The organism is Legionella pneumophila subsp. pascullei, assembly GCF_900637585.1.
GTDB classification, from domain to species: Bacteria; Pseudomonadota; Gammaproteobacteria; order Legionellales; family Legionellaceae; genus Legionella; species Legionella pascullei.
Genome location: NZ_LR134380.1, coordinates 3432457 through 3458917, shown reverse-complemented (window position 1 = coordinate 3458917; position 26461 = coordinate 3432457). Strand labels below are relative to the sequence as shown.

Sequence of the window (26461 nt, the reverse complement as noted above, 5' to 3'; positions counted from 1 at the left end):
AAAATAACTCCTAAATTAAACAAGGGTGGTAAAATAATACTTAAAACTATCTATCCACAGTATTAAATATTGCCATTGAAAGTACCCGATCAGCAAGACAATTAATAAAGATTAATAACAAGAATTTATCAATTGGTAAAATTTTTTAAAATCTAAAAAGATTTCAATCTATATGTCATCTGAGTAATCAATAATTATACTCAGCTTTAAAAAAAAGGCAAAGTTATCCACAAAGACATAATAAAGTCCGTCTTCAAATATTTCCATTTATAAGATTGTTTAGATAAGCCCAGACATTTGGAAATGAATAGAAAGGCAATCAAAAATAATTAATTAAAATGCTTCACTAGCAAAATAACTACCCCAAAAAAATCAACACAAAACCAATTAGTATTAATTATACTCATTTTGAGCTTATTTCTTTATGGATAAGTAGAGATCAAATAAGTGAAAAAGGGGGAAATAACACGTGAGTGATATTGGCAAAAGAAATTGACAACAAATAAATCACAATAATACAAAGGAGTTACAAACATGGTTTAATACAACGTAACTTATTAAAAAATAATATATTTTTAAAAATATCCACAAGAGTAGTGTTTTATATAATAAAAATAAATTTAAAAAATATATAAAGTTAATGTTATTACGATCTGTAAATAAAAAAATTACACAAAAAATAATCAGTTAATCAAATTGACAGTTGAAAAAAAGTTATCTATCATTTCCAACCTTATAAATTTAGAAGCAGGTTTATCATGAAACGCACTTTTCAACCTAGTAATTTAAAACGCAAACGCGATCATGGTTTTCGTTTAAGAATGTCTACTCGCGCAGGTAGATTAGTTATAAAGCGACGACGTGCTAAAGGCCGCAAGCGTTTATCAGCGTAAGTGTTTGCATTTAGAAAAACACAACGGCTATTAAAAAAGAATGATTTTGATTTCGTGTTTGAAAACGCGAAAAAATTAACTACAGATGACTTTATTGTTCTTTTTAGAGAAAATAAGTTAGGTTTTGCCCGTCTTGGATTGGCATTATCAAAGAAAATGATAACTAAGGCACATGACAGAAATCGTATCAAACGGCTACTTAGAGAAAGTTTTCGTCAAACTAACTTGCCATCTGTAGATATAATCATTTTGGCGAGACCAGGTCTAGCAAAGAAAACTAATTTAGGTATAAACACTAAATTAAATAAAACATGGGAAAAATTAACCTCATGCTACGGCAAATAGTTTGCTTACCAATAAAAATGTATCAGTATTTTATTAGCCCTTTGATAACACCATGCTGTCGCTATTATCCAAGCTGTTCAGAATATGCTGAGAGTGCGATCAAACATTATGGCGTAATCAAAGGTTTATGGATGGCAATTAACCGATTGTCTCGTTGTCATCCATGGTCAAAAGGTGGCTATGATCCTTTACTTCCTAACGATAAGAATTGAGAATATTTAATGGATATACGACGTATAGTTTTATATATGGCGCTTGCGCTTATTGGTTTATCACTTTGGAACGCTTGGCAAATTGATTATCCAGCCAAACAACCAGTAGAAGAGAAGACTGCGGGCAAATTAACATCAGATGGGCATTTGTTACCACAAATAATACCCTCTAATGCAGAACAAGCTGTAACATTGAAAGCAGAGGAACAAGCGAGTAGCAGTAACCAATTGATTCAGGTTAAAACGGATGTTTTGGATGTCGACATTGATTTAAGGAATGGAGATATTGTTAAAGGTCTATTGCTTGATTATCCACTGAGTGTTGAAGATAAAAATAAACCATTCCCTCTCTTGCAAAATCAGTCCAGCGAGAGATATGTAGCGAACAGTAGCCTTTTTGTTTTAGATGGTCAAAAACCTCAATCATTAGATTTTGATTTTAAATCAGAAAAAGAATATTACGAATTGAAACCGGATCAAAACCAGTTAATAGTGACTCTAAATGGTAAAAGCGAAAACGGTTTGGATGTAAAAAAGGAATTTGTTTTTACAAAAGGAAGTTATTTAATCGAAGTCAATTACAAGATAGCCAATACTAGCGATTCTCTATGGAAAGGATATTTTAATACTCAGTTATTACGCAGTTCTCCGAAAGAAGACAAATCAAGCATTTTTCATATTGGTTCATATACAGGCGCTTCCTTTTCAAATCCCGGGAAAAATCGTTACCAAAAAGTTAGTTTCAGTGACATGAGCAAATCGAACCTGGATGTGGATGCAAAAGGTGGTTGGATTGCCATGCAACAACACTATTTTTTGAGTGCTTGGGTTCCTAATGCCAGTAGTGAAAACAAATTTTATACATTAGCTACAGACAAGGATTACACTATTGGAGCGGTAAGTCAGCCTATTACCGTCAAACCAAATGAAGAGAAGGAGATTGGATCCAAACTATACATAGGACCAGAAATTACCAGTGTTTTAAAAGAAATATCCCCATCTCTGGATTTAACGGTGGACTATGGTATTTTATGGTTCCTGTCTTCATTATTATTTTCTTTAATGAAGGCAATTTATACTGTTGTTGGGAATTGGGGCTGGTCAATTGTTCTTGTGACTGTACTTATTAAATTGGCTTTTTATCGATTGTCAGCTACAAGCTATAAATCAATGGCTAGTATGCGAAAGCTACAGCCTAAGTTGCAAGCTTTGCGTGAACGATATGGTGATGATAAAGCTAAAATAAGTCAGGCTACCATGGAGCTTTACAAACAAGAAAAGGTAAATCCTTTAGGTGGCTGCTTACCTATCTTAATTCAAATTCCAGTTTTTATAGCACTCTATTGGGTTTTACTGGAAAGTGTTGAGTTAAGACAGGCTCCTTTTATATTTTGGATAAATGATTTAGCTTCAGCGGATCCTTACCATGTTCTTCCCTTAATCATGGGAGCAACTATGCTGATTCAGCAGAAGCTCAATCCAGCACCAGCTGATCCAATGCAAGCTAAGGTAATGATGTTTTTACCTATATTATTTACCGCTCTATTCTGGAATTTTCCTTCTGGTTTGGTTTTGTACTGGATTGTGAATAATACTTTATCAATATTACAACAATGGTACATCACTCGAAAATACTCAGATGAAAAGCCAGCTAAAAAGGTTGTTGCCACAGCAAAATAAATGTCAATAGATACCATTGTTGCTATCGCTACCCCGCCAGGACGAGGCGGGGTAGGAATCGTCAGAATATCAGGTCCAAATGCCTATGCTATAGCCCTTTGCCTAAATGGGAACAAAGCATTGCAGCCACGTTTAGCTACATTTTGTTCTTTATATAAAGCAAATAGTGAAATCCTTGATCATGGACTGGTTCTCTATTTTAAAGGACCTCATTCTTTTACTGGAGAGGATGTTGTTGAAATTCAAGCGCATGGTTCCCCTGTAGTATTGGATTTACTAGTAAAAGAATCCATAGCAGCAGGAGCACGGCTAGCCAGACCTGGTGAATTTTCTGAAAGAGCATTTCTTAATGATAAAATTGATTTAATTCAAGCAGAAGCCATAGCGGATTTAATTCAAGCCAGTTCGGATACAGCGGCTCGTATGGCTTTAAAGTCACTACAAGGTGATTTTTCTAAAAAAATAAATCAATTGAATGAAGAATTAATTTACTTACGCATGTACGTTGAAGCCGCTATCGATTTTCCAGAAGAGGAAATTGACTTTCTTAATGATGGAAATATAAGTGGATTACTACAAAGAATTATTGAACGGCTAGAGGAAATACGTTCACAAGCGAACCAGGGAGTATTGTTACGTGAAGGATTATCCTTGGTTATTGCTGGCAGACCCAATGCAGGAAAATCAACATTAATTAACAACTTGGCAGGGCGAGATGTTGCCATTGTTACTGAAATTGCTGGTACTACTCGAGATATTATGCGAGAGCACATCCTATTGGATGATATCCCTCTACACATCATTGATACTGCAGGATTAAGAGACAGTGATGATCTCGTGGAGAAGGAGGGAATAAAGCGTGCTTGGCAAGAATTGAAGCGAGCTGATTGTGTGCTTTTGGTGATAGACATTAACAATCCGGATGAGCAAAATTCTCTGCTTAATGAGTTGAAATTAACATTACCCAATAAAGTACCCATAATTAAGGTATACAACAAAATTGATACCACTAAATTTTCAGCGAAATGCGATGGGCAGACGGTTTATTTGTCAGCAAAAACTGGTGAAGGAATGAGCGAGCTGAAAAAAGTAATCAAACAAGTGGTTGGATATCAACCAGCAGAAGGTCAGTTTTTAGCTCGCAGACGACATCTACAAGCATTGGATGAAGCAAAAACTTTATTACTAACTGGGCAAACACAATTAACAAATCATAAAGCTGGGGAACTTTTGGCAGAAGACTTACGGTTGGCTCATCAAATGTTATGTGAAATTACAGGTGAATTTACTTCAGACGATTTACTAGGAAAAATTTTTTCCAGTTTTTGTATTGGAAAATAAGGATGATGCAAGGCAGTCATCATATAAATTTTCGATTATTCCTTGATTTGAAATCAGTAAAATTATTATTAAATAAAACGTAGCGATGTATTATATTTAGTCAATGCATTTACTCTTTTTGCTCTACGTCAACCCAAAAAAAGCAGCTATTATCTTGATCAATTGACATGCAAATACCTGTTTGAATTACAAAAGTCAATGTGTAAAATAATAATACAAAAAAGCTTGTCAAAATACATATCAAATGGTAACGTATTATTGTAAAACTTCCTGTGTAATTTTTGTGAGTTCTTAATCATGGTCTACTCAAAACAAAGTGCTGCATTTCGTAGGGATAAACAACAATTTTTTGCCCAAATTCCGATGGATAGTCGATTAGATGCAAAAATTGTAACAATTGATGATCGAGTAAACACCATAGATTACACTTTTTTGCTACGCCATAGGCAGGATTTAGAAGCTGAATTTACTCAAATGTTTAATGTGCTACAGCAGCAAGATAATGAAAATAAGGAAATTTTCTGGCTGTATTGCTACTATTGTGCGTCCTTGCTGGAAACCTTTTACAAAGCTTATTCACAAAACGGTAAACAAGCTGAATACGCTAAAATAAAACAAAAAATAAAAGACCATTTAAACAAGGTCGATGTCCAAGAGGACGAGCCCGGTTTTATTCAATCCTTGTATGATTCCTTTCTTGGCGGTTTTCGCAATTTAATCAGCTCACCATTGCATGCTTCCAAAATCAGGGATTATGTTGCTTATTCCAACTTGTGTCGTATCTATTGGGCGTTTTGCCGTTTGACTTTAACTAATGGATTGAGTGTAGCTCGAGACCTGAAAATTATTGAGAAGTTGGATGCTATTTTAGGAACTCATACTGATGTCGATAAGATTATTTCAACTCTTCAAGCGCCCACCGGGATTATAAATTACTTTAGTGTTGGTTTCTTTTTGATGCGATTAATAATCGATGGAGGTATGCTATTAAGACATACTTTTTTCCCTACTGAATTGGAAAAAGGTGCGGAAAATGGTTGTGAAGTCCATCAAATGGATTATTTGCCAGGCCCTGCCAGTCTCGAAGATTATAGAAACAGTTATATTCTTGTTCATGAAGACAATCAAGAAGTAGCTCTTTATTACATTCCTAGAAGTGGTAAAGCAGAAAAATTAAGTATTAAAGAAAATAGCAAACTAAAAGATGCTTTATTGAAAAAAATGAACAAGGGTACATCCCTTCGTTTGAACTCAACTGAAGTAGAAGAGATAATCACTCAACAAACAGGACATGTTCCTGAGGTGACTTCGGCATGGGATAGATTTAAATATGAGCTCTATAAACGACACTGTAATTTTGCCAATGACTTTGTTTGGGCTACGATCAACCTGCTAACCAATTTTAATCATCTTTTCAATATTCCCGGTCCTGTAGCAGGGATGATCACTTCTGTTTTTCTTGGGTTCGACGTATGCATGGCTTTATATAAGTGTAACTTAGCCAAACAAGAGTATTTGATTAAGAAAGCTCAATATTTACAGGAAATAGAAGACTATAATAATCCGGAAAAATTCAAAAAAATGACTCCTGAACAGCGGTTATTGCATGTAGAGATGCTTAATAAGCAACTTAGAGAGCTTGAAATTAATTATAAAACTCAGGAAGCTACTTTCTACTTTGTTGCCGCTGCTGCTGCTTTATTGATGATGGGATTTACTGCCTCGATGCTGGTAAGCCCACCTCTATTAGTCGTTGGTTGTTTTTTTGCCTGTACTCTTGCTGTTGCAATGTATCTTTCTACGGGAGCTTATTCGAAATATAAGGAAAAAAGTTTGTATTTAGAAGAGGCTCAATTGACAGGTAAAAACCTTCCAGTTGCTCTTAAGGAATATGAAGCCGCGCGAAATGATTTTATTTTTACCATGGTAAAGAATACGGTCATGCCTATGGTGTTAATTACAACCTTTGCAATTTGTTGGCCTGCTGCAATTGTTTTAACGGCTATGTATATTGGTTATGAAATTTTCCATGCTTACGACCAACACTCTGAAGCAAAGGCGGCCAAACAATTGGCTTTAGCCGCTCCTTCAGAGGAAAAAGATGGATATATGGCCTTGGCTACTACCCCCAATTAGGCTTCAGGGTACATTGCTTTGATGGCAGCGATATCTTTTTCACTTAACTGAGTTCGCTGCCCTATTTCAACTCCATCAATCAGAGGTATGATGGTTTCTTGGCCATTCTTGGAAAAAGCAAATCGACCATAATGCATAATGGATCCATAGTCGTATTCACCGAAATCCTTCCCATCAGTTAAATGTTGATCAAAATTAAATTTATGCTCTTCATCAATATTTTCCCATACAATGCGAATATATTGATTTCTGTCTGATCGGGATTGCTCATGCCACATTCCCAAGGCATGTCCTATTTCATGTACCGTATTCATGGTAGTGCATCTTGGCGCCAAATTGATTTCTTGCTTCCCTCCCTGGCGTCCAACATAGGAAGAGCAGGTTGTGCCTTCTGCGGGGATAAAGGAAATATAATCACGATAGTCATAACGATTTTTAGAAGTTAATTCAACAAACTCTATATTCGTTCTTTTTTGCCAATGATCTATTGCTTGTAGAATGGCAAGCTTGTTTATAAAAGGTAAATTTTCAGCAATTTCATAAGGGATAACACCATTTGGCCAACGTGAACCTCCGACTTTCGGTGTAATAACAGCACCTTGGTTTTTAAGATTCTCCGCTTTACCAATCAAAATATCACCCTCTACTACTGCAAATTCTCCAACTTGCTCATAGGTAATGGTACGACTGCCCATTAATGGATCAATTATTGTGGTTTGATGGAGATTAATTGCATAAGAAGAAGAGAAATATAATGAGGAATAAAACAAACTTACAATCCATGATTTAGTTTTCATATATAGTCCTTAAGTCTAAAAAACCAAAGACAGTTTAGGGGAAAGAGGTAGTGGATTTCCAGCATTTTTAATGTTAATGCTCTTATATTAACAAGAATATAGTGGAGAAGGTTTGTGTATTAAAAGGATTTAAACTTATAAAAACTTAGGAAAATAATTTTATGCAATAATTTATGAACAACAGGGGTTGCTATTTTAATTCCATTAGAAATGTGAAAAACTGGATTTTTGCATTGTTTAGTAAAATAATCCTTTAGTTTTGAAATGAATTAGTGAGAGATAGGATGACTCGAAGTCAATTGATATTGGCTATTTTGGCAGGATTGGTCATAAGTATTGACAATATGATTAGTATTGTTGCATTTTCCTCACTTATTTACCAAGGTGCGTTAGAGATTTATATTCCACTTGTCATTAATATATTGGCTATTTCAGTAATTATTATAAGCGCTAGCTACTTGTTCATGTCTTCTCCTCCTTATGCGATCGCTCAGTTGCAAGATGAAGCGGCAATTTTGTATTCAGCCATGGCATTAGTGATCATTAAATCAATGCCATCAGGCTCTATTAATGAAGCCATCTTTATCACGATCCTCTTTCTTCTTGGTGTCACAACCTGTTTAACCGGGTTGTCATTTTATTTCGTTGGAAAATTCAAGTTTGGAAATATTATCCGTTATCTGCCGTACCCTGTGATTTGTGGCTTTATGGCAGCAACAGGTTGGTTGGTTTTATCAGGAACCTTTGCATTATTAACCGGTAAAGCATTACACCAGAATTGGTTTATTTTTTTTCATAAGGAGGAAATATTACTGTGGGCACCAGGGTTTATCGCGGGAATAGTTGTTTATATTTTTAAAGAAAAGTTTGGTTATCGGTACGCGCTTCAATTGATGTTTATTTTTCTTGTTATTTTATTCTATGCCCTTTTTTATATTTTTAATTTGGAGTACTTGGTAGACCCAACAGAAGGATACGTCTTGGGACCTTTCAATCAAAGCCATATTGATTCGCTTCTGAAACCTGAAATATGGCAAATGATTCATTATCCATTTTCAATGACCTTATTGAATTATGTAGGGTTGGTTATACTGGTAAGTTTTATTGCCTTGTTATTAAATGCGAGTAGTTATGAATTGATAGTTAATAAGCAATTGGATTTGAACAAGGAACTTCGTACAGCGGGTATTGGCAATGTATTAAGTGGGTTAGTTGGAGGGATGGTTGGCTATTTGTCTTTGTCAGCATCTACTGTTGCAAAAGAATATGGTGGTGCTCGTATTATCGGAGTGATGGCTTTTGTTCCCATGTTGCTTATTTTGTGCTTTGGTGCCGTGGTCGTTGAATGTTTCCCGAAAATGGCTATCGGTTGTTACTTGTTTTATATCGCTTTCTGTTTTCTATCTGAATGGTTAGTTAATACCTGGCGTTTATTAAATTTAAGTGAATATTTAATTGTTTTGCTGATATTAGTTATTGCTATTATCTTTAATATGATTACGGCGGTGGCTATAGGAACGGTTATTTCAATTTTTATCTTCGCTTTTCGTTACAGCAAAATAAATCCGGTTAAGTATTTATTTTCAGGATCAGACTATAATTCCTCTTTTGAAAGAAATCCGATATCTCAATCCATTTTATCTACACAAGGTGATGAAATTAAGTTTTTGAAATTACAGGGATTTCTTTTTTTTGGCTCTATTTACAGGTTACTTCAGTTAATAAAAAGCATTCAAAAAGCTCGATATATCATTTTAGACTTTGAGCTTGTCTACAATATTGACTCATCCCGTATTATTTTGATGAAAAACTTAAAGCTCCATGCGGAAAAAAATAATATTTGGTTTGCAATTTGTTCATTAAAGCCTATTGTTTATGATGAATTAATGAAAACTAATTTATTAGAATCGGAAACTAATTGGCTTAAAGTATTTACTGATCAAGAGTCTGCCTTAGAGTGGTGTGAAGAGCAAGTTATAGAAAAATATGCGCAAAATATAAATATTGAAGAAGTAACACTAGAGCAACAATTACTGTATTTAGGTTTTTCCTCTGAACTGGTCGCATGGATTAGCGAAAAGGCTTCCATAAAATCTTATAACCCGAATGATATGATTTGTCATGAAGGAGAGGAGTCAACCAGTGTTTACTTTATTCATCGGGGAAGGGTTTCAGCATTTGTCGGTGATAAACGCGTACTGGTTGTGGGTTCAGGAAATGTATTAGGTGAAATTGCCATGTACACACATAAGAAACGTACCGCAACATTAAGAACCCATGAAAAAACCATTGTGTATGAAATTGATTTGAAGTCAATCCAAGAGCTTTCTATAAATAAACCGTTGCTCTTGGTTCAATTTCATGTATGTATGGCTAAAATTTTGGCAAATCGTCTCTCAGTACTAAATAAGCGGATAAAAGTTTTTGATTCCACAGCCATTTTGCAATAAAAATTACAGGACTTACGAAAAACCTCAAGGTCGAGGCAAAAATGTTATTAATGAGGGAGTTTAGATAAACTAAATGACCGAATTAAAAACATTTTTTAACAAAGAGATTGGGATTTATCGTAAGTCCTGAATTAACAACATATTCTTTTGCTGTAAAAGCATATCATTATTTTAGGTTTAAATTTCTTCCAATTGTTTTAACTGGATTCGATAGGCAATCACTCTCTTGTCCATGATGTAATGCCAGAGTGGTGGAATTAAAGCGATGATGATCATTCCGAGGTACCCTGAAGGAAGTTGAGGGCTTTTCTCCATATGACGTAAAATTTGATAAGGACGCGCACCATGGGCATGATGATCGGAATGCCGTTGCAAGTGAATTAGCAGCTGATTGCTAAGCCAATGATTCGCGTTCCAGGAATGATTTGGATTTACTTTTTCATATTGGCCGTTACTGAGCATTTTCCGTTCTAGCCCATAGTGTTCAATATAGTTAACAATTTCTAATGTCAGAATGGCAATGAATGATTGTAATAAGAAAAATGATAGGGCATTTAATCCACCAAAAATCAAGCAGATTACGCAAATGATTAATGGAAAAGTAAGTATCCACCAAAAATTATTATGTAAACTCCAAAGAGGATAATTTTTATGTGATAAGCGCTTTTCTTCTAAAAGCAAGGCTGATTGAAACGAGCCTAATATCGTTTTTGGTAAAAATTGATATAAGTTTTCACCTAATTGAGCTGTGGCAGGGTCATCAGGTGTTGCTACTTTGACATGATGGCCCTTGACATGCTCAATAAAAAAATGACCATAGCAAACTGTAACTAGCAAAATTTTACTCATTAGTTGTTGCAATTTACTGTTTTTATGCATCATTTCATGAGCAAAGTTGATGCCTACTCCACCTGAGATAAGTCCTAGTGACATGGTAAATCCTAGCCATTCATTCCAAACCAAATCTTGAGTACTGACTATATAGATTCCATAAGCAATGATGGTTACTTGAACAGGCACATAAGCACAAGTAATGCATTTAAAAAATTTATCTTTTAGGAGTTCTTGTTCTTTCTCCAGTGTTGGATTTGCCGAATCATGAAAAAAGGCATCAATTAAGGGAATGAAAGCAAAAACAATTAAGAAGGGTAGAAAACTATACCAGCCTCCTAAATGTAAAGAGACAAAGGGCAATGGGATAAGTAAGTAGACTAGTAAAAAACTGTATTTTTTTAAGACATCCATTTTATAATTCCAATATAGCCTAATATATAAACAATATAGTTTAAAAGACGATATCCTTGCTTGGTCTTAGAGGACAAAAAAAGGTCATTTACGGACAATGTTACGGGAATGAGAGCTCAATATGGTTTTTTAGCTCCCTTTTAATTTCAATGCTTCCTCATAGATCTGATTTTTGTTGGCATTAGTCAATTTGCATGCGATAGCCACAGCTTGCTTTAAAGGTAATTCTTCCAATAGTATTTTGAGTAATTTTTCATGCGAATGGAGTTCTTTATTTGATGAACGAGGTGGAAAAATTAAAACAAACTCACCTTTGGTATGACCAGGGTCGCTCAATAGCCAGTCTATAATTTCTCTTATTTTTCCAGATACAAATCGCTCAAAGCTTTTGGTTATTTCTTTTGCTAAAACCAGTTCACAATCTTGGCCATAGATCTCTGCAATATCGTTAAGGCTGTCTATGATTCTATGAGTTGATTCATAGAATACTAAGGTATAGGGCGCTGAGCGCAATGATTGAAGTTCATGTTTTCTGGCACTTTGTTTGGCCGGCAGAAAACCTAAAAAGGCAAAAGAATCGCAGGGTACTCCTGCAGCGCTTAATGCGGCAATTAAAGCACAGGCGCCAGGAACAGGCACAACAGGGATATGGTGCTCATGGGCTTGTTTCACCAAAGGAAATCCTGGGTCGCTAATCAACGGTGTTCCCGCGTCACTGATTAATGCGATTGATTTTCCATGGAGCAGCTTCTCAATTATCTCCTTGCTTTTGTTTGCTTCATTATAGGCATGCAATGAACTTAAATTATTTTTTATTCCTAGTGAGGTTAATAATTGTTTGGAATGGCGTGTATCTTCTGCAAGTATTAAATCAACGTTTTTCAATGTATTGAGAGCCCTGAAAGAAATGTCTTCACGATTTCCTATTGGAGTAGCAACTATGTAGAGGGTTCCTAAATCTGTTGCTAGAGTGTTTGTCATGGTTTATCCTCTTGCGAAAAAGCAAATTTGGCGAATTAACATGTTAATAAAACAATTAAAACTTCGCATGGTCTTAGTATTGGTATCGATTTTTTTGCTTTGCCAATGCACAAAAACAGTGAACTCAACCGAACCTGTCGTAAAAGCCAACAAAAAATTAAAAAATCCATATTCATTACCTACTGCAGCATACTTGGCTATGGCCAAGAGTCAAGAAGGCCATGTAAAGCAAAGCGCATTGATTTCAGCAGCCGGCCGCTTAATTACTGATGGGCAGTGGAAGCAAGGAACCGCCATTTTAGCACAAACTGAAGAATTAACGGTTGAGCAGGCCAATGAAAAGAATCTTTTATTGGCAAAAATCGACTTTATGCGTGATAAGCCCAGGGATGCCTTAGCTAAGCTAGCTAAAATTAAGGAGCCTGAAAATCTCTCATTATATAATCAAATCCAGTTTCACGAAGAATTAGCAAAATCATTTCGGGCCATTGGTAGTTACTCTGAATCAGTGAGTGAGCGTATCAAATTAGAATCATTGCTCCCTGATGAAGAAAGTCAGGCCAATAACCGACGGGCTTTGTGGTTGACTTTAACCAGTTTACCTCAAGCGGAATTAAATACGATGGCTATGGAAGCCGTGGATAAATCAGAAATGCAAGGCTGGTTACAGCTGGCTGTTATTTCCCGTAAGTACAGAAATAACTCAAAATCATTGTTGGCTGCCTTGGATCAATGGCAGATGCATTTTAGTAATCATCCAGCCAATCAGATTTTACCTAATCCATTAGACAGCATATCAAGTAAATTATTAACCCCGCCTAAACAGGTCGCCTTATTATTGCCTTTGAGTGGCTCATTATCCGGGCCGGGTCATGCTATACGGGAAGGCTTTATGGCAGCCTATAAGGCCAACAGGGGAGATGAATCAACAAAAATTAAAGTTTATGATACAAGCAAGGGCGATATTACGAACACATATCACCAAGCTATTTCGGATGGTGCTGAATATGTTGTTGGTCCTTTAACGAAAGCTCAAGTCGCTACCATCGCATCCCTGGATCATCCAGTTCCTACCCTATTGCTAAACGATACTGACACCAGTACACAGAACAACTCTTATTCCTTAGGCTTATCTCCTGTTAATGAAGCGATTCAGGTTGCAATAAAAGCAAAAAGCAAAGGTTACAGAAAAGCACTGATTATTGCTCCCAATAATGCCTGGGGTAATGAAGTAACCAAGGCTTTTACTAATCAGTGGAATGAAGATGGGGGCCTTGTTGTTGACACTCTTCGATATGCAGCCAAGCAAGATTTGAATAAGAGCATGAAAGATTTTTTGCAAATCACCAATAGTCAGGAACGGGAGAAAAAATTAAAACAGGTATTAGGGTACAATGTCCAATCGACTACTAGCCGAAGACAGGATTTTGATATGATATTTTTATTGGCTTATCCTTCAAAGGCCCGCCAAATTATGCCTTTATTAAAATATTATTATGCTGGAGATGTTCCCGTGTACGCCACCTCAAGTGTTTATGGCGGGAGTGCCAATGCTTTGAAGGATAAGGATTTGGATGGGATCATTTTCTGTGATATACCCTGGGTATTTTCTCATCAGATGGGAACGAAAAACTGGCCTGAACAATTCAATAGTTATAACAGGCTTTATGCTTTAGGCATGGACAGTTATACTTTGGCTACCCAATTAAACCAACTGATATTATTCCCAGCCGATGGCTCTAACGATTCGACAGGAATTTTATATTTAAAACCTACTCAACAAGTAGCCAGAGTTCTTGAATGGGGGCAATTTAAACAGGGTCTGGCTCATTCACTAGGGGATACCGTTTAATTTTAATATGAGCCAAGATAAATAATGACTCAAGAAAAAGGAAAGTTTGCTGAACAATTGGCTTTAAATTACCTAAAGGAAAATGGTCTTGAATTAGTAATCCAAAACTATCGTTGTCGTTTGGGAGAAATTGATTTGATTATGCGTGAGGGGGCTTATCTGGTTTTTATTGAGGTTCGATCGCGCTCAAATAGCAGTTTTGGTGGAGGGCTTGCCAGCATTACTTACGAAAAGAAACAAAAAATAATAAAAACAACTTCTCATTATATGATTAAGTATCGAATACAGGATAAGTTTCCCATACGGTTTGATGTGGTTAGCATAGATGGAAAATCAAACAAGATTACCTGGTTGAAGAACGCATTTGATGCAGGATCCTAGGAACATAATGAATAGAAGGTTTTGAAATGGTTCAGTTAGAAGAAAGAGTAAGACATTTGTTTGGTGTCACAATAGAAGCAAAAATATCAGCGGCTGATATGTTATCGAATTCAATAGCTAAAGCAGGGAAGTTGCTGGTTAACTGTTTATTGAATGATGGCAAAATATTTATTTGCGGTAGTGGGGGATCTAGCGCCAATTGCATGCACTTTTCCAGTTCGATGTTAAATCATTTCGAAGTGGAAAGGCCTTCTCTGCCGGTTATTAATTTAAGCGCTGATGCGTCTTGCTTGAGTTCATTTGCTGATGAGCATCATTATGGTCAAGTGTTTGCAAGGCAAATTCAAGCCTTAGGGCAGGAACAAGATGTATTGCTTTTACTAACTACGTCAGGTAATTCTGATAGCATGTTACAAGCTCTTCATGCGGCAAGTGAACGCGGCATGGATACGATTGCACTGAGCGGTCGGGATGGAGGTGTTTTGGCGAATCATATGGGGCCAGAAGATATAGAGATAAGAGTAGCATCAGACAGTACCGCATTGATAAGAGAGCTGCACTTGTTCATATTGCATTGTTTTTGTGATTTAATCGAGCAATCTTTGTTTGGCCAAGTTTTAGGATAAAAAATGAAAATGAATCTAAAATTTAAATCTATCGTAGTGATGATGATTGGCGCTTTACTAACCGGTTGTGTTGCTGTGGTTGTTGCAGGTGCAGCAGCGGGTATGGTTTATGATAGAAGAAGCGTGACTACCATGGAGGCCGATGCTCGATTATTTCATGTGATTCATAAAGCCATCATCAAGGATCCTCGATTTAGGCACTCTAGAATTCTCGTTACCAGTTTTAACCGGGTGGTATTGCTGGTTGGACAAACCCCCGCTGCGTCATTGCGTGTTCTAGCCGAGCGGATCGCTCAAAATGCCCCTGGAGTAAAAAGAGTTTATGATGAAATAACGGTTGATAATCCCATTCCCCTGACTCAACGGACGAAAGACAGTTGGATTACAAGTCAAGTTAGAAGTAACATGTTGACTAAAAAAGGACTTGAATCGGGTTCGATACGGATAGTTACTGAAAATGGAGTAGTCTATTTGATGGGAATTGTTTCTGATGAGCAAGCATTGCTAGCGGTTGACGTGGCCAGACGCGTTGCTGGAGTGAGGAAAGTTGTGAAAATATTCCAATATATTCGTTAGAATGTTTAAACAGGGATGTTTTATACTAGTCATCTTATTTTTGGCAAGCTGTTTATCAGGTTGTCTGGGCGCCCTATGGACTGGAGCAACTCTAGCTTATGACAGGCACAATGTATATAAAAAGTTAGATGATTATAATTTAATAATAGCTCTTAATGATGTTTTAGCAGTCAATCGAACATTTAAAAATTCAGAGACAGTATTAGATATCGCTGTGTTCAATAGAGATATTTTAATAGCAGGACATGTTCCTTCTCAGGAGTTATACGATGAATTACAACAACGTCTTGGCAGAGTTAAAGGCTATAGACGCTTATTTAATCGAGTAATTATCAATAAAATGCCATCCAACTCAATCCAGGACAGTTGGATTACCACAAAAATCCGCAGCCAAATTTTTGCGGACTCTTCAATCGATCCTAACGCTTTTAAGGTGGTTACCTCTGATCATATTGTCTATTTGATGGGAGATGTTCAGACAGAGCAAGCTGAAAAAGTGATTAAAATTGCAAGATTCACAGAGGGTGTGCAGAGAGTAGTAAAACTTATGAGATATTATACTTATCAACCTGCTACGAATATGGCCTGATTAGAATCAGGCCAATAGCTGCACGTCCAATCCAGGAAGTGGCTAACCTGGGAGGATAAGTATACTGTATCAATGGAATCGACCTTTATCCAGTCGTTTTCGTATTTTTCTCAAATTAAACTCGCGTAACAGCCCTGTAGAGCCATTTACAATACTTTCTTCGTCTTTATTGTTCGTTTGATTACAAGGATGAGATCTGCAATGTTGTCTGTATGAAAGGTGATTTTTATTATGCTTGTGTGAAAGGCCATCGTTATAACGATTGCTCATTTTTTCTTGCAGCCTGGCTGCTGTATGTTGAATTTTCTCTGACATTTTTTAATCCTTAGGCGAGGTTAATTAGTAAATCGCTTAACATGTAAATAATGCTAAACCCTACACTACAATTATAGCTCGTAATTTGAATATCAACGTTGATTATTGCCATTGTTTAATTTATAATTCGCCCCGTCAAAGTTAGGTGAATATGTGAACAAACAGCTGAATAGGCGTGGAATCACGCGATTGTGGCTGGCGCAGTTGGGAGTTACTCTAATTCTTGCTGCCCTTTGCGCAATTATATTTGGTGCCAATGCAGCTAGTTCTGCATTGCTTGGCGGACTGGTTTGTATTATACCAAATGCTTATTTTGCTATTAAACTGTTTAAGCATCAAGGTGCGAGAGCTGCAAGGCAAATAGTTAATAGTTTTTATAAGGGCGAGGCGATAAAAATAATACTGTCCATGTTCCTGTTTGCATTAGTATTTTTATTATGTAGGATCACACCGGCAGCGTTTTTTGCATCATACATTTTGGTTCTTATGACGCATTGGTTTGCCCCATGGATTATTGTCAATAAACAGAATAGGCCAAAAAGTGACTGAAATGGTATCTAGCACAAATTATATTAAACATCATTTAACGTACCTTACCTATAACGTAAATGATATGACACTCGGTTCAAGTGGTGGTTTTTGGACCTTGAACCTGGATACAATTTTCTTTTCTATAGGTTTAGGGCTCATTATTTCAGCAATTATGTACTTGGCAGCAAGAAAAGTAACAACTGGCGTTCCTGGAAAGTTACAAAATTTTGCTGAGCTTATGCTTGAATTTGCCGATAATCAGGTTAAAGATTGCTTTCATGGCAAAAATAATTTAATAGGTCCATTGGCATTAACTATCTTTATGTGGGTATTCCTAATGAACTTTATGGATATCGTACCAGTAGATATCCTTCCTATGCTCGCTCAGTTAGTCGGTGTACATTACCTAAAAGTTGTACCAACTAATGATTTAAATTTAACCTTTGGATTGTCACTTTCTGTATTTTTTCTAATAGTTTTTTACAGTTTGAAAATAAAAGGTGTTAAAGGTTTTGTTAAAGAACTCACCCTGCAGCCTTTTAATCATCCACTATTTATTCCATTTAATTTATTGTTGGAGTTGGTAGGGTTGATAGCTAAACCAATTTCCTTGGCACTACGACTTTTTGGAAACTTATACGCTGGCGAATTAATATTTATTTTGATAGCCTTGTTAACCTTAAATGCAACAACGTCATCATTAATTAGTACTATGACGCTGGGTACGGCGCAATTTATTCTTGCACTCGCCTGGTCCATTTTCCATATATTAGTGATAACCTTACAAGCATTTATTTTTATGGTCCTGACTATTGTTTATTTAAGTTTGGCCCATGAAGATCATTAACCGTTTTAATTATCATCATCCATTGTAAAGGGGATAAAATATGCAAGCTGCTGAATTAATAGCACAAGTTCAAAGTATGACCGTCATTGCGGTTGCCTTGTTGATAGGTTTGGGTGCGCTAGGTACAGCCATAGGTTTCGGATTGCTAGGCGGCAAATTTCTTGAGGGCTCAGCTCGTCAACCAGAAATGGTACCTATGTTACAAGTTAAAATGTTTATTGTAGCTGGTTTGCTTGATGCGGTAACCATGATTGGGGTAGGTATTGCACTATTCTTTACCTTTGCTAACCCTTTCCTAAGCAGCCTGGGTTCTTGATAACACATAAATAGGGCGCTTCGCGCCCTCACTGTTACAGGAGAATATACTTTGGATATTAATTTAACATTAATAGTTCAAATGTTGGTTTTTGCCGCGTTTGTACTGTTTACTATGAAATTAGTTTGGCCACCGTTAGCAAAAGCTCTGGAAGAAAGGCAAGACAAAATTGCTGATGGGTTAGCTGCTGCTGAAAGAGGGCGGAAAGAACTGGAGTTGGCTCAGCACCGCGTAAAGGATGAATTAAAACAAGCCAAGGCTCATTCTGCGGATATCATTGATAAAGCCAATAAACGAGCATCAGAGATTATTGAAGCAGCGAAAGAGGCCGCAAAACGCGAAGCTCAAATTCAAGCAAAACTCGCGCAAGAACAAATTGCTCAACAAGTAAATCACGCCAAAGAAGAACTGCGAAAACAAGTTGCAAAGCTGGCTATTACTGGGGCAGAGAAAATTTTAATGCGTGAGGTGGATGCAAAAGCGAATAGCGAACTGTTAGATAACCTTATTGAAGAGATTTAAAATGTCTGATAGTACCACCATAGCCAGGCCCTACGCAAAAGCGATATTTGAACATGCTTTAGCAGAAAATAAACTGAGTGAATGGTCAGAATACCTTGCCGTGTTGGCTCAAGTTGTTTTAACTCCTCAAGCTTCTCAGTTTATTGCTAATCCGGCATCAACAGATGAACAACAAATCGAACTTCTCATTGAGATAAGTAGTTCAAAGTTCAAGAAAAATGATGCATTAAATAATTTAATTAAGCTATTAACAACTAATAAAAGATTGATGTTGTTGCCAGAAATTAAGGCTCTTTATGAAGTATATAGAGCAGAGCAAGAAAAAATACTGGAAGTTGATGTGGTCAGCTATTCCGAATTGACTCCAGCGCAGCAACAACGGTTGAGTGAATCCTTAAGTCAAAGATTATCACGTAAGGTTTCTTTAAAAATAAGTATTGATCCCTCCTTGCTTGGCGGAGCGCTAATTCGAGCAGGCGATTTAGTTATCGATGGTTCAGTTCGGGGCAGGCTTAATATGCTTGGCACCAGCTTGGCCGCTTAATTTAGAGGATAGTTTCCATGTCAGAACAAGTAGCGTTAAATCCTTCTGAAATCAGTGAATTAATCAGAAAGAAAATAGATCAATTTAGTGTGGTTTCTGAAGCACGAAATGAAGGTACTATCGTTAGTCTGAAAGACGGTATCGTACGACTGCATGGTCTTGCCGATGTTATGGCAGGTGAAATGATAGAGTTTCCAGGCGGAGTTTATGGTTTAGCTCTTAACCTGGAGAGAGATTCTGTTGGTGCTGTAATATTAGGTGATTCATCCACATTAGCTGAGGGGCAAAAAGGAAAATGTACAGGCCGTATTCTTGAGGTTCCAGTTGGAACAGGTCTCTTGGGGCGTGTGGTTGATGCGTTAGGAAATCCTATAGACGGAAAAGGCCCGATAGAGTCATCTGGTATGTCTCCAATAGAAAAAGTGGCTCCTGGTGTAATTACACGTAAATCAGTAGATCAACCTGTTCAAACAGGATTAAAAGCAATCGACGCGATGATCCCTGTTGGAAGAGGACAAAGAGAGCTTATCATTGGTGACCGCCAAACTGGTAAAACCGCCATTGCTATTGATGCGATCATCAACCAAAAAGGTACCGGAGTTAAATGCGTGTACGTTGCCATTGGTCAAAAGGCTTCATCGGTTGCATCCATTGTTAGAAAATTAGAAGAGCATGGCGCTCTTGAGCATACTATCGTTGTGGTAGCTGGAGCTTCTGACTCAGCAGCGCTTCAATATATTGCGCCTTACGCTGGTTGTACCATGGGCGAGTATTTCATGGAGCGTGGGGAAGATGCCTTGATTGTCTACGATGACTTAACAAAGCAAGCATGGGCATACAGACAGATCTCCTTGCTATTACGCCGGCCACCAGGTCGCGAAGCTTATCCTGGTGATATCTTCTACTTGCATTCTCGCTTGTTGGAAAGAGCGGCAAGAATTAATGCCGATGAAGTGGAAAAATTGACTAATGGCGAAGTGAAGGGTAAAACAGGATCTCTCACAGCATTACCGATTATCGAAACGCAAGCGGGCGATGTGTCAGCCTTCGTACCCACAAACGTAATCTCCATTACCGACGGACAAATTTTCCTTGATGTTGACTTATTTAACTCAGGTGTTAGACCAGCAATTAACTCTGGGTTGTCTGTTTCACGGGTTGGTGGTGCTGCACAAACCAAAATTATGAAAAAGCTTGGTGGTGGTACTCGTCTTGCTCTGGCTCAATTTCGTGAGTTAGAAGCGTTCTCTCAATTTGCTTCCGATCTTGATGATGCAACACGCAAACAGCTAGAGCGCGGTCAACGTATTACTGAGCTGATGAAGCAAAAACAATACTCTCCGCTTACCGTGGCTGAAATGGGCGTGAGCTTGTTTGTAGTAGAAAAGGGGTATTTGGATGATGTGCCAGTAAATGAAATAAGCTCATTTGAAGCCTCATTGCACGATTATATGCGTAGTACCCATGCTGCGTTATTACATGCCATTAATGAAGCTGGTGCTTATGATAATGAGATCGAAGCAAAACTGAAAAAAGCAGTAGAAGAGTTCAAGAATACAGGCAGTTGGTAAGGTATAGTCTCAAAGGGCTAACTCTTTGAGATACAAAGGCCATTATATCAAAGTGATGGCCTCTAAAACTAATAAAGGCGAAGTGAAAGATGGCTGGAGCAAAAGAAATACGTTCAAAAATTTCGAGTATTAATAAGACTCGAAAAATTACTCGAGCTATGGAAATGGTGGCTGCTAGCAAAATGCGCAAAACGCAAGAAAGAATGCGGGCTTCTAAACCTTATGCGAATAAAATATATGAAGTCATAAAGCATATTGCTCGAGCAGCCTCTGAGTACAGACACCCATTTATGAGTGAGCGCGAAACCAAGCGGATTGGCATCATTGTTGTTACCACAGACAGAGGTCTTTGCGGTGGATTAAACTCGAATCTATTTCGTGAAACAATTCGTACTATTCGTAATTGGCAAGAGCATGGTAAGGAAGTTGATATTGCTGTTATCGGCAGAAAAGGCCAAGCATTTTTTAGACGCGTGGGTGGTAACATACTAGGTTCCATAGACCATTTGGGTGATACACCGAGCATCAACGATTTTATTGGTGTCGTGAAAATAATGCTTGATGCTTATTACAATGGCACTATTGATTCCTTGCATATTGTGTACAATGAATTCATTAACACAATGACGCAAAAACCTTTTGTAAAACAATTATTGCCTTTACCAAAATCAGAAGAAGATAAAAAAATATTGGGTCATCATTGGGACTATATTTACGAGCCCGAAGCTAAAGAACTGCTAGATGAAATTTTAGAGCGATATATTGAATTACAAGTGTATCAAGCTGTTGTAGAAAACATTGCCTGCGAACAAGCGGCAAAGATGATTGCAATGAAAAGTGCAACGGATAATGCAGGTGATTTGATTAAAGAATTTCAATTGGCTTATAACAAAGCCCGACAAGCAGCCATTACTCAAGAGTTGGCAGAAATTGTCGGTGGCGCAGCCGCTTTATAAAGAGGGTATATAATGAGCTTAGGAACTGTGGTAGAAGTAATTGGTGCGGTAGTTGACGTAGAGTTTCCTCGTGATAGCGTGCCTAAAGTCAATGATGCGTTGAAGCTTGTTGATAGCGATCTGGTTTTTGAAGTGCAGCAACAACTCGGTGATGGAGTGGTGCGTACTATTGCCATGGGAACCACCGATGGTTTAAAGCGAGGATTAAAAGCTGAAAACACTGGCCATCCTATTCAAGTGCCAGTAGGCAAGAAAACATTAGGCCGCATTATGGATGTTCTTGGACGTCCTGTGGATGATGCTGGACCTATCGATGCTGAAGAAACCTGGGCTATTCATCGTAAAGCACCAAGTTATGAAGAGCAAGCTGGCAGCCAGGAATTATTGGAAACTGGTATTAAAGTCATTGATTTGCTTTGTCCTTTTGCCAAGGGAGGTAAAGTAGGTCTATTCGGTGGTGCCGGGGTAGGTAAAACCGTTAACATGATGGAATTAATTCGCAACATTGCAATTGAGCATAGTGGTTATTCGGTGTTTGCAGGGGTTGGTGAGCGCACCCGTGAAGGAAACGACTTCTATCACGAGATGAAAGACTCTAATGTATTAGATAAAGTATCCCTTGTTTATGGTCAGATGAATGAGCCACCAGGAAACCGTTTGCGTGTTGCTCTAACCGGCTTGACTATGGCTGAAAAATTCCGGGATGAAGGGCGTGATGTTCTTTTGTTTATCGATAACATTTATCGTTACACCCTGGCTGGGGTTGAAGTATCTGCACTCTTAGGCCGTATGCCTTCTGCAGTAGGATATCAGCCGACATTGGCGGAAGAAATGGGTATGCTGCAGGAACGTATCACCTCAACAAAAACAGGTTCTATTACTTCCATTCAAGCAGTATATGTGCCTGCGGATGACTTGACCGACCCATCACCAGCTACAACGTTTGCTCATTTGGATGCCACTGTAGTATTGTCCCGACAAATTGCCGAATTGGGTATTTATCCTGCGGTTGATCCGCTTGATTCTACATCACGCCAGCTGGATCCTTTGATTGTAGGACAAGAGCATTACGACACAGCGCGTCGTGTACAACAAACATTGCAACGCTATAAAGAGCTAAAAGATATTATTGCAATTTTAGGTATGGACGAACTGTCTGAGGAAGACAAACGAGTTGTAACTCGAGCTCGTAAAATCCAAAGATTTTTATCTCAGCCATTTTTCGTTGCAGAAGTGTTTACAGGTTCTCCTGGTAAATACGTATCACTTAAAGATACTATCAAAGGTTTCCAAGGCATTCTTGCTGGTGAATATGATGATTTGCCTGAGCAGGCATTTTATATGGTCGGAAGCATCGAGGAAGCTGTTGCAAAAGCTAAAACCTTATGAGGCAAGATAATATGAGTATTACAACGCACTTGGATATAGTTAGTGCAGAGCATGAAATTTTCTCTGGTGTGGTGGAAATGGTCGTTGCAACCGGAGAATTGGGTGAAATTGGTATTACTCCTGGTCATGCTCCATTACTAACCGTATTAAGGCCAGGTGAAGTTAGGATTACTTTGCAAGGTGGTACACAGGACATATACTATGTGCAAGGTGGAATGCTTGAAGTTCAGCCTCATTGTGTGACAATTCTCGCTGATGTGGCAGAACGAGCTGAGCATCTAGATGAAGCTGCTGCATTGGCAGCTAAAGCCAAAGCTGAAGCGGCTATAGCCAGTAAAGGAGGAGATATCGATTACTCCGTTGCTGCAGCCGAATTGGCAAGAGCTGTTGCCCAAATAAGAGCAATTCAAAAGGCTAGAAAGACAATCAAGTAAGAGTTTCCACCCATGGAAATTACTTTGCTATAAAATACTTTATATCTCTCTGCAAAAGGGGTTTCTTCGTGATAGGAGAAACCCTAGTTACCATGTCATCGTAAATATAGTTTTGTTGTGGTGTCTTTCTGTTTAGTCCATCAAGGAAATGGTGCGATAGCCCTAATGCCTTGATATCCCTCTCTCACTGTTATTTTAGTAAATTCAATTAATGCGAGAATGGCCTGTGTAGCATCCAGAAGGCACATTGTGTACATGGTTGCCAAGCACTATAACCAGATAATTGGTTATTTATAATTCAAGAGACTATAACTGAAAAATTATTTGTAATACGGGGATAAGTCTGGCATTCATAAGAAATTTCTTGGTAATTAACAACAAGTTATCTTATTTATTCTACATTCATTCACATAGTTATCCACAGGATATAAAAATACAAGACCAAAACCAATTGAAAAATATTTATATAAATCAATAGGTTATTTGTTTTCTATAAAGATGATATAAAATGGTTACAAAGTTATACACAGATAACATGATGATTATAATTCTAACATCATGAATATTCTGTTAAAATTGTTTTGCATTGTCTTATATGATTCACTAGGATGATTGATAGCAATTAATACATGAAGAAAATACCCAATATGAATGAAGTAACCGAAAAAAAACCACTTACCGAGTTTACAGAAAAAGCTTATCTTGATTACTCAATGTATGTCATTTTGGACAGGGCATTACCCAACATTGCAGATGGACTTAAGCCAGTGCAACGTAGAATTGTTTACGCTATGTCCGAGTTGGGACTGAAAGCTACAGCAAAACATAAAAAATCAGCACGTACAGTCGGGGATGTTCTTGGTAAATTCCACCCTCATGGCGATAGTGCATGTTATGAAGCTATGGTATTAATGGCTCAACCCTTTTCGTATCGTTATCCTTTTGTTGATGGACAGGGAAATTGGGGATCTCCAGATGATCCCAAATCATTTGCTGCAATGAGGTACACAGAAGCAAGATTATCTCCTTATGCTGAGGTGTTACTCGGAGAACTGCTACAAGGTACAGTAGATTGGGTAGATAATTTTGATGGTACTTTACAAGAGCCAGCCCTACTGCCAGCTCGTCTGCCTAACATTTTATTGAATGGAGCAACTGGTATAGCTGTTGGTATGGCTTCAGATATTCTTCCCCACAATTTAACTGAAGTGGCTAATGCATGTATTCATCTGCTCGATAACCCCCAAGCGGATATTAAAGCCATTTGTGAGCATATAAAAGGTCCTGATTTTCCAACCGAGGCAGAAATCATTACCCCTCGTGAAACAATCAGAGCCATGTATGAGTCCGGTAATGGCTCAATTAAAATGCGAGCAATTTATACTCAAGAAAAACAAAACATCGTTATAACTGCTTTGCCCTATCAGGTATCCGGAGCCAGGGTAATGGAGCAAATCGCGCTACAGATGCAACAGAAAAAATTACCTATGGTTGAGGATTTACGTGATGAATCCGATCATGAGCATCCAACCCGTTTGGTTATTATCCCCCGCTCTAATCGAGTGGATATTGAAAGTTTAATGTCTCATTTATTTGCTACCACGGATTTGGAGCGTAGCTATCGAGTTAACTTTAATATGATTGGACTGGATGGTAAGCCAAGGGTTAAAGGGTTATTAACCATTTTGACTGAATGGTTAGAGTTTAGGCTTGCTACAGTAAAAAGACGTCTTCAATTCAGATTGGAAAAGGTACTGGACCGTATTCATATTCTTGAAGGACTACTTATTGCTTATCTGAATATAGATGAAGTGATTGCAATCATTAGAGAAGATGAACATCCAAAACAGGGATTAATTTCACGATTTAACTTAACTGAACGACAGGCCGAAGCCATACTTGAAATGAAACTGCGTCATTTGGCAAAGTTGGAAGAGATTAAATTGCGTGGTGAACTAGATGAACTCTCTGACGAGCGTGATACTTTACAAAGAATACTGGCCAGCCATTCTCTCTTAAAAGAATTGGTAAAAGAAGAAATAATGAAAGATCGAGATGGATTTGGTGACTCCCGTCGTTCTCCCATTATTGCAAGAGAGGATTCTCAGGCATTAAAGGAAGAAGATATTTTGCCTAACGAACCCATTACGGTTGTTTTATCTAAAAATGGATGGGTTAGAGCCGCCAAGGGTCATGATGTGGATGGTAAAGAGCTTAGCTATAAAGCCGGTGATGAATTTAAAGTTCAAGCATCAGCGCGTACTAATCAGCAAATTTTATTTTTTGATGGAGAAGGAAAGGTTTATTCGCTGCCAGGGCATGCATTACCATCGGCACGAGGCCAAGGTGAACCTTTAACTGGAAAATTAAATCCTGCTGAAGGAGTATTGTTTGAAGCAATTGTTGGCGGAGAGCCTGATCAAAAGGTGTTATTAGCTACGGATTCCGGATATGGCTTTATAGCCAAAATTGAAGATTTATATGTAAAAAATCGTAATGGAAAGGCATGCATCAAACTAGGTGAAAACAGTCATGTATTGCCGCCAAGACTAATACCAAATCGAGATCAATTATTTGTCGCTTGTGCGACAAATGTAGGACGTTTACTGATTTTTTCACTTGAAGAGTTGCCCGAATTATCTCGTGGGAAAGGTAATAAATTGATTAGTATTCCTGCTGCTAAAGCTGTTTCACGAGAAGAATATATAGTTGATATGCAAGTTTTGACAACGAATGATGCGCTGACGGTCCATGCCGGTAAGAGGCATTTTACTCTCAAAGGTGAAGACTTGATTCACTATAAAGGCGAACGGGGTCGGAGAGGAAATCGGTTGCCTAGGGGGTTACAGAATGTTACTCAACTGCAAGTTACTCAGTCAGAGTAACAAGGCTGTTAGAGGCAGTATGTTTCCCGTGAAACACCTTTAAGCGA

At 37.7% G+C, this 26461-nt stretch carries 26 protein-coding genes; 22 read left to right on the top strand and 4 right to left on the bottom strand.

Annotated features, from left to right (window positions below):
- Window positions 1–758: 758 nt before the first annotated feature.
- From rpmH to EL201_RS15570, 6 genes are all read left to right on the top strand, one after another.
- Window positions 759–893: a 50S ribosomal protein L34 gene (gene rpmH, locus EL201_RS15595; RefSeq protein ID WP_010948689.1), complete on the top strand. Its 135-nt coding sequence runs from the start codon at window positions 759–761 to the stop codon at window positions 891–893.
- Window positions 894–1238, top strand: coding sequence for a ribonuclease P protein component (rnpA, locus tag EL201_RS15590; protein ID WP_027223109.1), 345 nt, complete (start codon window positions 894–896; stop codon window positions 1236–1238).
- Window positions 1205–1450, top strand: coding sequence for a membrane protein insertion efficiency factor YidD (gene yidD, locus EL201_RS15585; RefSeq protein WP_080273204.1), 246 nt, complete (start codon window positions 1205–1207; stop codon window positions 1448–1450). Before rnpA ends, yidD begins: the two co-directional genes overlap by 34 nt.
- A gap of 9 nt (window positions 1451–1459) precedes the next feature.
- Window positions 1460–3130: a membrane protein insertase YidC gene (gene yidC, locus EL201_RS15580; protein ID WP_027223108.1), complete on the top strand. Its 1671-nt coding sequence runs from the start codon at window positions 1460–1462 to the stop codon at window positions 3128–3130.
- Window positions 3131–4471 (top strand): tRNA uridine-5-carboxymethylaminomethyl(34) synthesis GTPase MnmE, encoded by a 1341-nt coding sequence (mnmE, locus tag EL201_RS15575; RefSeq protein WP_027223107.1) that lies wholly within the window; start codon window positions 3131–3133, stop codon window positions 4469–4471.
- A gap of 297 nt (window positions 4472–4768) precedes the next feature.
- Window positions 4769–6607: a hypothetical protein gene (locus tag EL201_RS15570; RefSeq protein ID WP_027223106.1), complete on the top strand. Its 1839-nt coding sequence runs from the start codon at window positions 4769–4771 to the stop codon at window positions 6605–6607.
- Here the strand turns inward: EL201_RS15570 and legP are convergent.
- Window positions 6604–7404, bottom strand: a complete 801-nt coding sequence (gene legP / locus EL201_RS15565) for a Dot/Icm T4SS effector LegP (protein ID WP_027223105.1) — start codon at window positions 7402–7404, stop codon at window positions 6604–6606. The two genes, EL201_RS15570 and legP, sit on opposite strands and share 4 nt — an antisense overlap.
- A gap of 284 nt (window positions 7405–7688) precedes the next feature.
- On the opposite strand from legP, the gene EL201_RS15560 reads away from it, so the two are divergent.
- Window positions 7689–9854 (top strand): SulP family inorganic anion transporter, encoded by a 2166-nt coding sequence (locus tag EL201_RS15560; RefSeq protein WP_027223104.1) that lies wholly within the window; start codon window positions 7689–7691, stop codon window positions 9852–9854.
- 177 nt (window positions 9855–10031) lie between these two features.
- On the opposite strand, the gene EL201_RS15555 is transcribed toward EL201_RS15560, so the two are convergent.
- A complete protein-coding gene (locus tag EL201_RS15555; protein WP_027223103.1) occupies window positions 10032–11099 on the bottom strand; it encodes an alkane 1-monooxygenase in 1068 nt (355 codons plus the stop codon).
- Between the two features lie 129 nt (window positions 11100–11228).
- Entirely contained in the window at window positions 11229–12080 is an 852-nt protein-coding gene (rsmI, locus tag EL201_RS15550; protein WP_027223102.1) for a 16S rRNA (cytidine(1402)-2'-O)-methyltransferase, read from the bottom strand.
- Window positions 12081–12120: 40 nt separating this feature from the next.
- On the opposite strand from rsmI, the gene EL201_RS15545 reads away from it, so the two are divergent.
- The 5 genes from EL201_RS15545 to EL201_RS15525 are packed head-to-tail and all read left to right on the top strand — an operon-like array spanning window position 12121 to window position 16104.
- Window positions 12121–13932, top strand: a complete 1812-nt coding sequence (locus EL201_RS15545; RefSeq protein WP_027223101.1) for a penicillin-binding protein activator — start codon at window positions 12121–12123, stop codon at window positions 13930–13932.
- Between the two features lie 24 nt (window positions 13933–13956).
- The gene (locus EL201_RS15540) at window positions 13957–14313 is read left to right on the top strand and encodes a YraN family protein (RefSeq protein ID WP_027223100.1); all 357 of its coding nucleotides are present in this window, start codon (window positions 13957–13959) and stop codon (window positions 14311–14313) included.
- Between the two features lie 26 nt (window positions 14314–14339).
- On the top strand, window positions 14340–14939 hold the full coding sequence (locus EL201_RS15535) for a D-sedoheptulose-7-phosphate isomerase (protein WP_027223099.1): 600 nt from the start codon (window positions 14340–14342) through the stop codon (window positions 14937–14939).
- Between the two features lie 3 nt (window positions 14940–14942).
- Entirely contained in the window at window positions 14943–15515 is a 573-nt protein-coding gene (locus EL201_RS15530) for a BON domain-containing protein (RefSeq protein ID WP_027223098.1), read from the top strand.
- A 1-nt stretch (window position 15516) separates the two neighbouring features.
- A complete protein-coding gene (locus EL201_RS15525; RefSeq protein WP_027223097.1) occupies window positions 15517–16104 on the top strand; it encodes a BON domain-containing protein in 588 nt (195 codons plus the stop codon).
- 69 nt (window positions 16105–16173) lie between these two features.
- Here EL201_RS15525 and EL201_RS15740 read toward each other — a convergent pair whose 3' ends face one another.
- Window positions 16174–16419: a hypothetical protein gene (locus tag EL201_RS15740; RefSeq protein ID WP_027223096.1), complete on the bottom strand. Its 246-nt coding sequence runs from the start codon at window positions 16417–16419 to the stop codon at window positions 16174–16176.
- A 153-nt stretch (window positions 16420–16572) separates the two neighbouring features.
- Here EL201_RS15740 and EL201_RS15515 point away from each other — a divergent pair, with 153 nt between their 5' ends.
- From EL201_RS15515 to parC, 10 genes are all read left to right on the top strand, one after another.
- On the top strand, window positions 16573–16968 hold the full coding sequence (locus EL201_RS15515) for a F0F1 ATP synthase subunit I (RefSeq protein ID WP_027223095.1): 396 nt from the start codon (window positions 16573–16575) through the stop codon (window positions 16966–16968).
- 1 nt (window position 16969) lies between these two features.
- On the top strand, window positions 16970–17797 hold the full coding sequence (gene atpB, locus EL201_RS15510; RefSeq protein ID WP_027223094.1) for a F0F1 ATP synthase subunit A: 828 nt from the start codon (window positions 16970–16972) through the stop codon (window positions 17795–17797).
- 40 nt (window positions 17798–17837) lie between these two features.
- The gene (gene atpE, locus EL201_RS15505) at window positions 17838–18113 is read left to right on the top strand and encodes a F0F1 ATP synthase subunit C (protein WP_010948671.1); all 276 of its coding nucleotides are present in this window, start codon (window positions 17838–17840) and stop codon (window positions 18111–18113) included.
- A 51-nt stretch (window positions 18114–18164) separates the two neighbouring features.
- Window positions 18165–18635: a F0F1 ATP synthase subunit B gene (locus EL201_RS15500; RefSeq protein ID WP_010948670.1), complete on the top strand. Its 471-nt coding sequence runs from the start codon at window positions 18165–18167 to the stop codon at window positions 18633–18635.
- 1 nt (window position 18636) lies between these two features.
- Window positions 18637–19179, top strand: coding sequence for a F0F1 ATP synthase subunit delta (locus EL201_RS15495; RefSeq protein WP_027223093.1), 543 nt, complete (start codon window positions 18637–18639; stop codon window positions 19177–19179).
- Between the two features lie 17 nt (window positions 19180–19196).
- Complete coding sequence (gene atpA, locus EL201_RS15490) at window positions 19197–20750, top strand: F0F1 ATP synthase subunit alpha (RefSeq protein ID WP_027223092.1); 1554 nt, start codon at window positions 19197–19199, stop codon at window positions 20748–20750.
- Window positions 20751–20839: 89 nt separating this feature from the next.
- Entirely contained in the window at window positions 20840–21706 is an 867-nt protein-coding gene (gene atpG, locus EL201_RS15485; RefSeq protein ID WP_027223091.1) for a F0F1 ATP synthase subunit gamma, read from the top strand.
- Window positions 21707–21718: 12 nt separating this feature from the next.
- Window positions 21719–23095, top strand: coding sequence for a F0F1 ATP synthase subunit beta (gene atpD, locus EL201_RS15480; RefSeq protein WP_010948666.1), 1377 nt, complete (start codon window positions 21719–21721; stop codon window positions 23093–23095).
- Window positions 23096–23106: 11 nt separating this feature from the next.
- Window positions 23107–23529, top strand: a complete 423-nt coding sequence (locus tag EL201_RS15475; protein WP_027223090.1) for a F0F1 ATP synthase subunit epsilon — start codon at window positions 23107–23109, stop codon at window positions 23527–23529.
- 629 nt (window positions 23530–24158) lie between these two features.
- On the top strand, window positions 24159–26414 hold the full coding sequence (gene parC, locus EL201_RS15470) for a DNA topoisomerase IV subunit A (RefSeq protein ID WP_027223089.1): 2256 nt from the start codon (window positions 24159–24161) through the stop codon (window positions 26412–26414).
- Window positions 26415–26461 lie beyond the last annotated feature (47 nt).

Excerpts from the sequence above, each read along its gene's own strand:
- EL201_RS15535 (WP_027223099.1), top strand. The coding sequence starts at position 14,340 with ATGGTTCAGTTAGAAGAAAGAGTAAGACATTTGTTTGGTGTCACAATA.
- atpD (WP_010948666.1), top strand. The coding sequence starts at position 21,719 with ATGAGCTTAGGAACTGTGGTAGAAGTAATTGGTGCGGTAGTTGACGTA.
- EL201_RS15525 (WP_027223097.1), top strand. The coding sequence starts at position 15,517 with ATGTTTAAACAGGGATGTTTTATACTAGTCATCTTATTTTTGGCAAGC.
- EL201_RS15555 (WP_027223103.1), bottom strand. The coding sequence starts at position 11,099 with ATGGATGTCTTAAAAAAATACAGTTTTTTACTAGTCTACTTACTTATC.
- legP (WP_027223105.1), bottom strand. The coding sequence starts at position 7,404 with ATGAAAACTAAATCATGGATTGTAAGTTTGTTTTATTCCTCATTATAT.
- atpB (WP_027223094.1), top strand. The coding sequence starts at position 16,970 with ATGGTATCTAGCACAAATTATATTAAACATCATTTAACGTACCTTACC.
- rsmI (WP_027223102.1), bottom strand. The coding sequence starts at position 12,080 with ATGACAAACACTCTAGCAACAGATTTAGGAACCCTCTACATAGTTGCT.
- rpmH (WP_010948689.1), top strand. The coding sequence starts at position 759 with ATGAAACGCACTTTTCAACCTAGTAATTTAAAACGCAAACGCGATCAT.
- atpG (WP_027223091.1), top strand. The coding sequence starts at position 20,840 with ATGGCTGGAGCAAAAGAAATACGTTCAAAAATTTCGAGTATTAATAAG.
- EL201_RS15495 (WP_027223093.1), top strand. The coding sequence starts at position 18,637 with ATGTCTGATAGTACCACCATAGCCAGGCCCTACGCAAAAGCGATATTT.
- mnmE (WP_027223107.1), top strand. The coding sequence starts at position 3,131 with ATGTCAATAGATACCATTGTTGCTATCGCTACCCCGCCAGGACGAGGC.
- EL201_RS15530 (WP_027223098.1), top strand. The coding sequence starts at position 14,943 with ATGAAAATGAATCTAAAATTTAAATCTATCGTAGTGATGATGATTGGC.
- EL201_RS15740 (WP_027223096.1), bottom strand. The coding sequence starts at position 16,419 with ATGTCAGAGAAAATTCAACATACAGCAGCCAGGCTGCAAGAAAAAATG.
- EL201_RS15475 (WP_027223090.1), top strand. The coding sequence starts at position 23,107 with ATGAGTATTACAACGCACTTGGATATAGTTAGTGCAGAGCATGAAATT.
- atpA (WP_027223092.1), top strand. The coding sequence starts at position 19,197 with ATGTCAGAACAAGTAGCGTTAAATCCTTCTGAAATCAGTGAATTAATC.
- EL201_RS15540 (WP_027223100.1), top strand. The coding sequence starts at position 13,957 with ATGACTCAAGAAAAAGGAAAGTTTGCTGAACAATTGGCTTTAAATTAC.
- EL201_RS15560 (WP_027223104.1), top strand. The coding sequence starts at position 7,689 with ATGACTCGAAGTCAATTGATATTGGCTATTTTGGCAGGATTGGTCATA.
- EL201_RS15545 (WP_027223101.1), top strand. The coding sequence starts at position 12,121 with ATGTTAATAAAACAATTAAAACTTCGCATGGTCTTAGTATTGGTATCG.
- atpE (WP_010948671.1), top strand. The coding sequence starts at position 17,838 with ATGCAAGCTGCTGAATTAATAGCACAAGTTCAAAGTATGACCGTCATT.
- yidD (WP_080273204.1), top strand. The coding sequence starts at position 1,205 with ATGGGAAAAATTAACCTCATGCTACGGCAAATAGTTTGCTTACCAATA.
- parC (WP_027223089.1), top strand. The coding sequence starts at position 24,159 with ATGAAGAAAATACCCAATATGAATGAAGTAACCGAAAAAAAACCACTT.
- EL201_RS15570 (WP_027223106.1), top strand. The coding sequence starts at position 4,769 with ATGGTCTACTCAAAACAAAGTGCTGCATTTCGTAGGGATAAACAACAA.
- yidC (WP_027223108.1), top strand. The coding sequence starts at position 1,460 with ATGGATATACGACGTATAGTTTTATATATGGCGCTTGCGCTTATTGGT.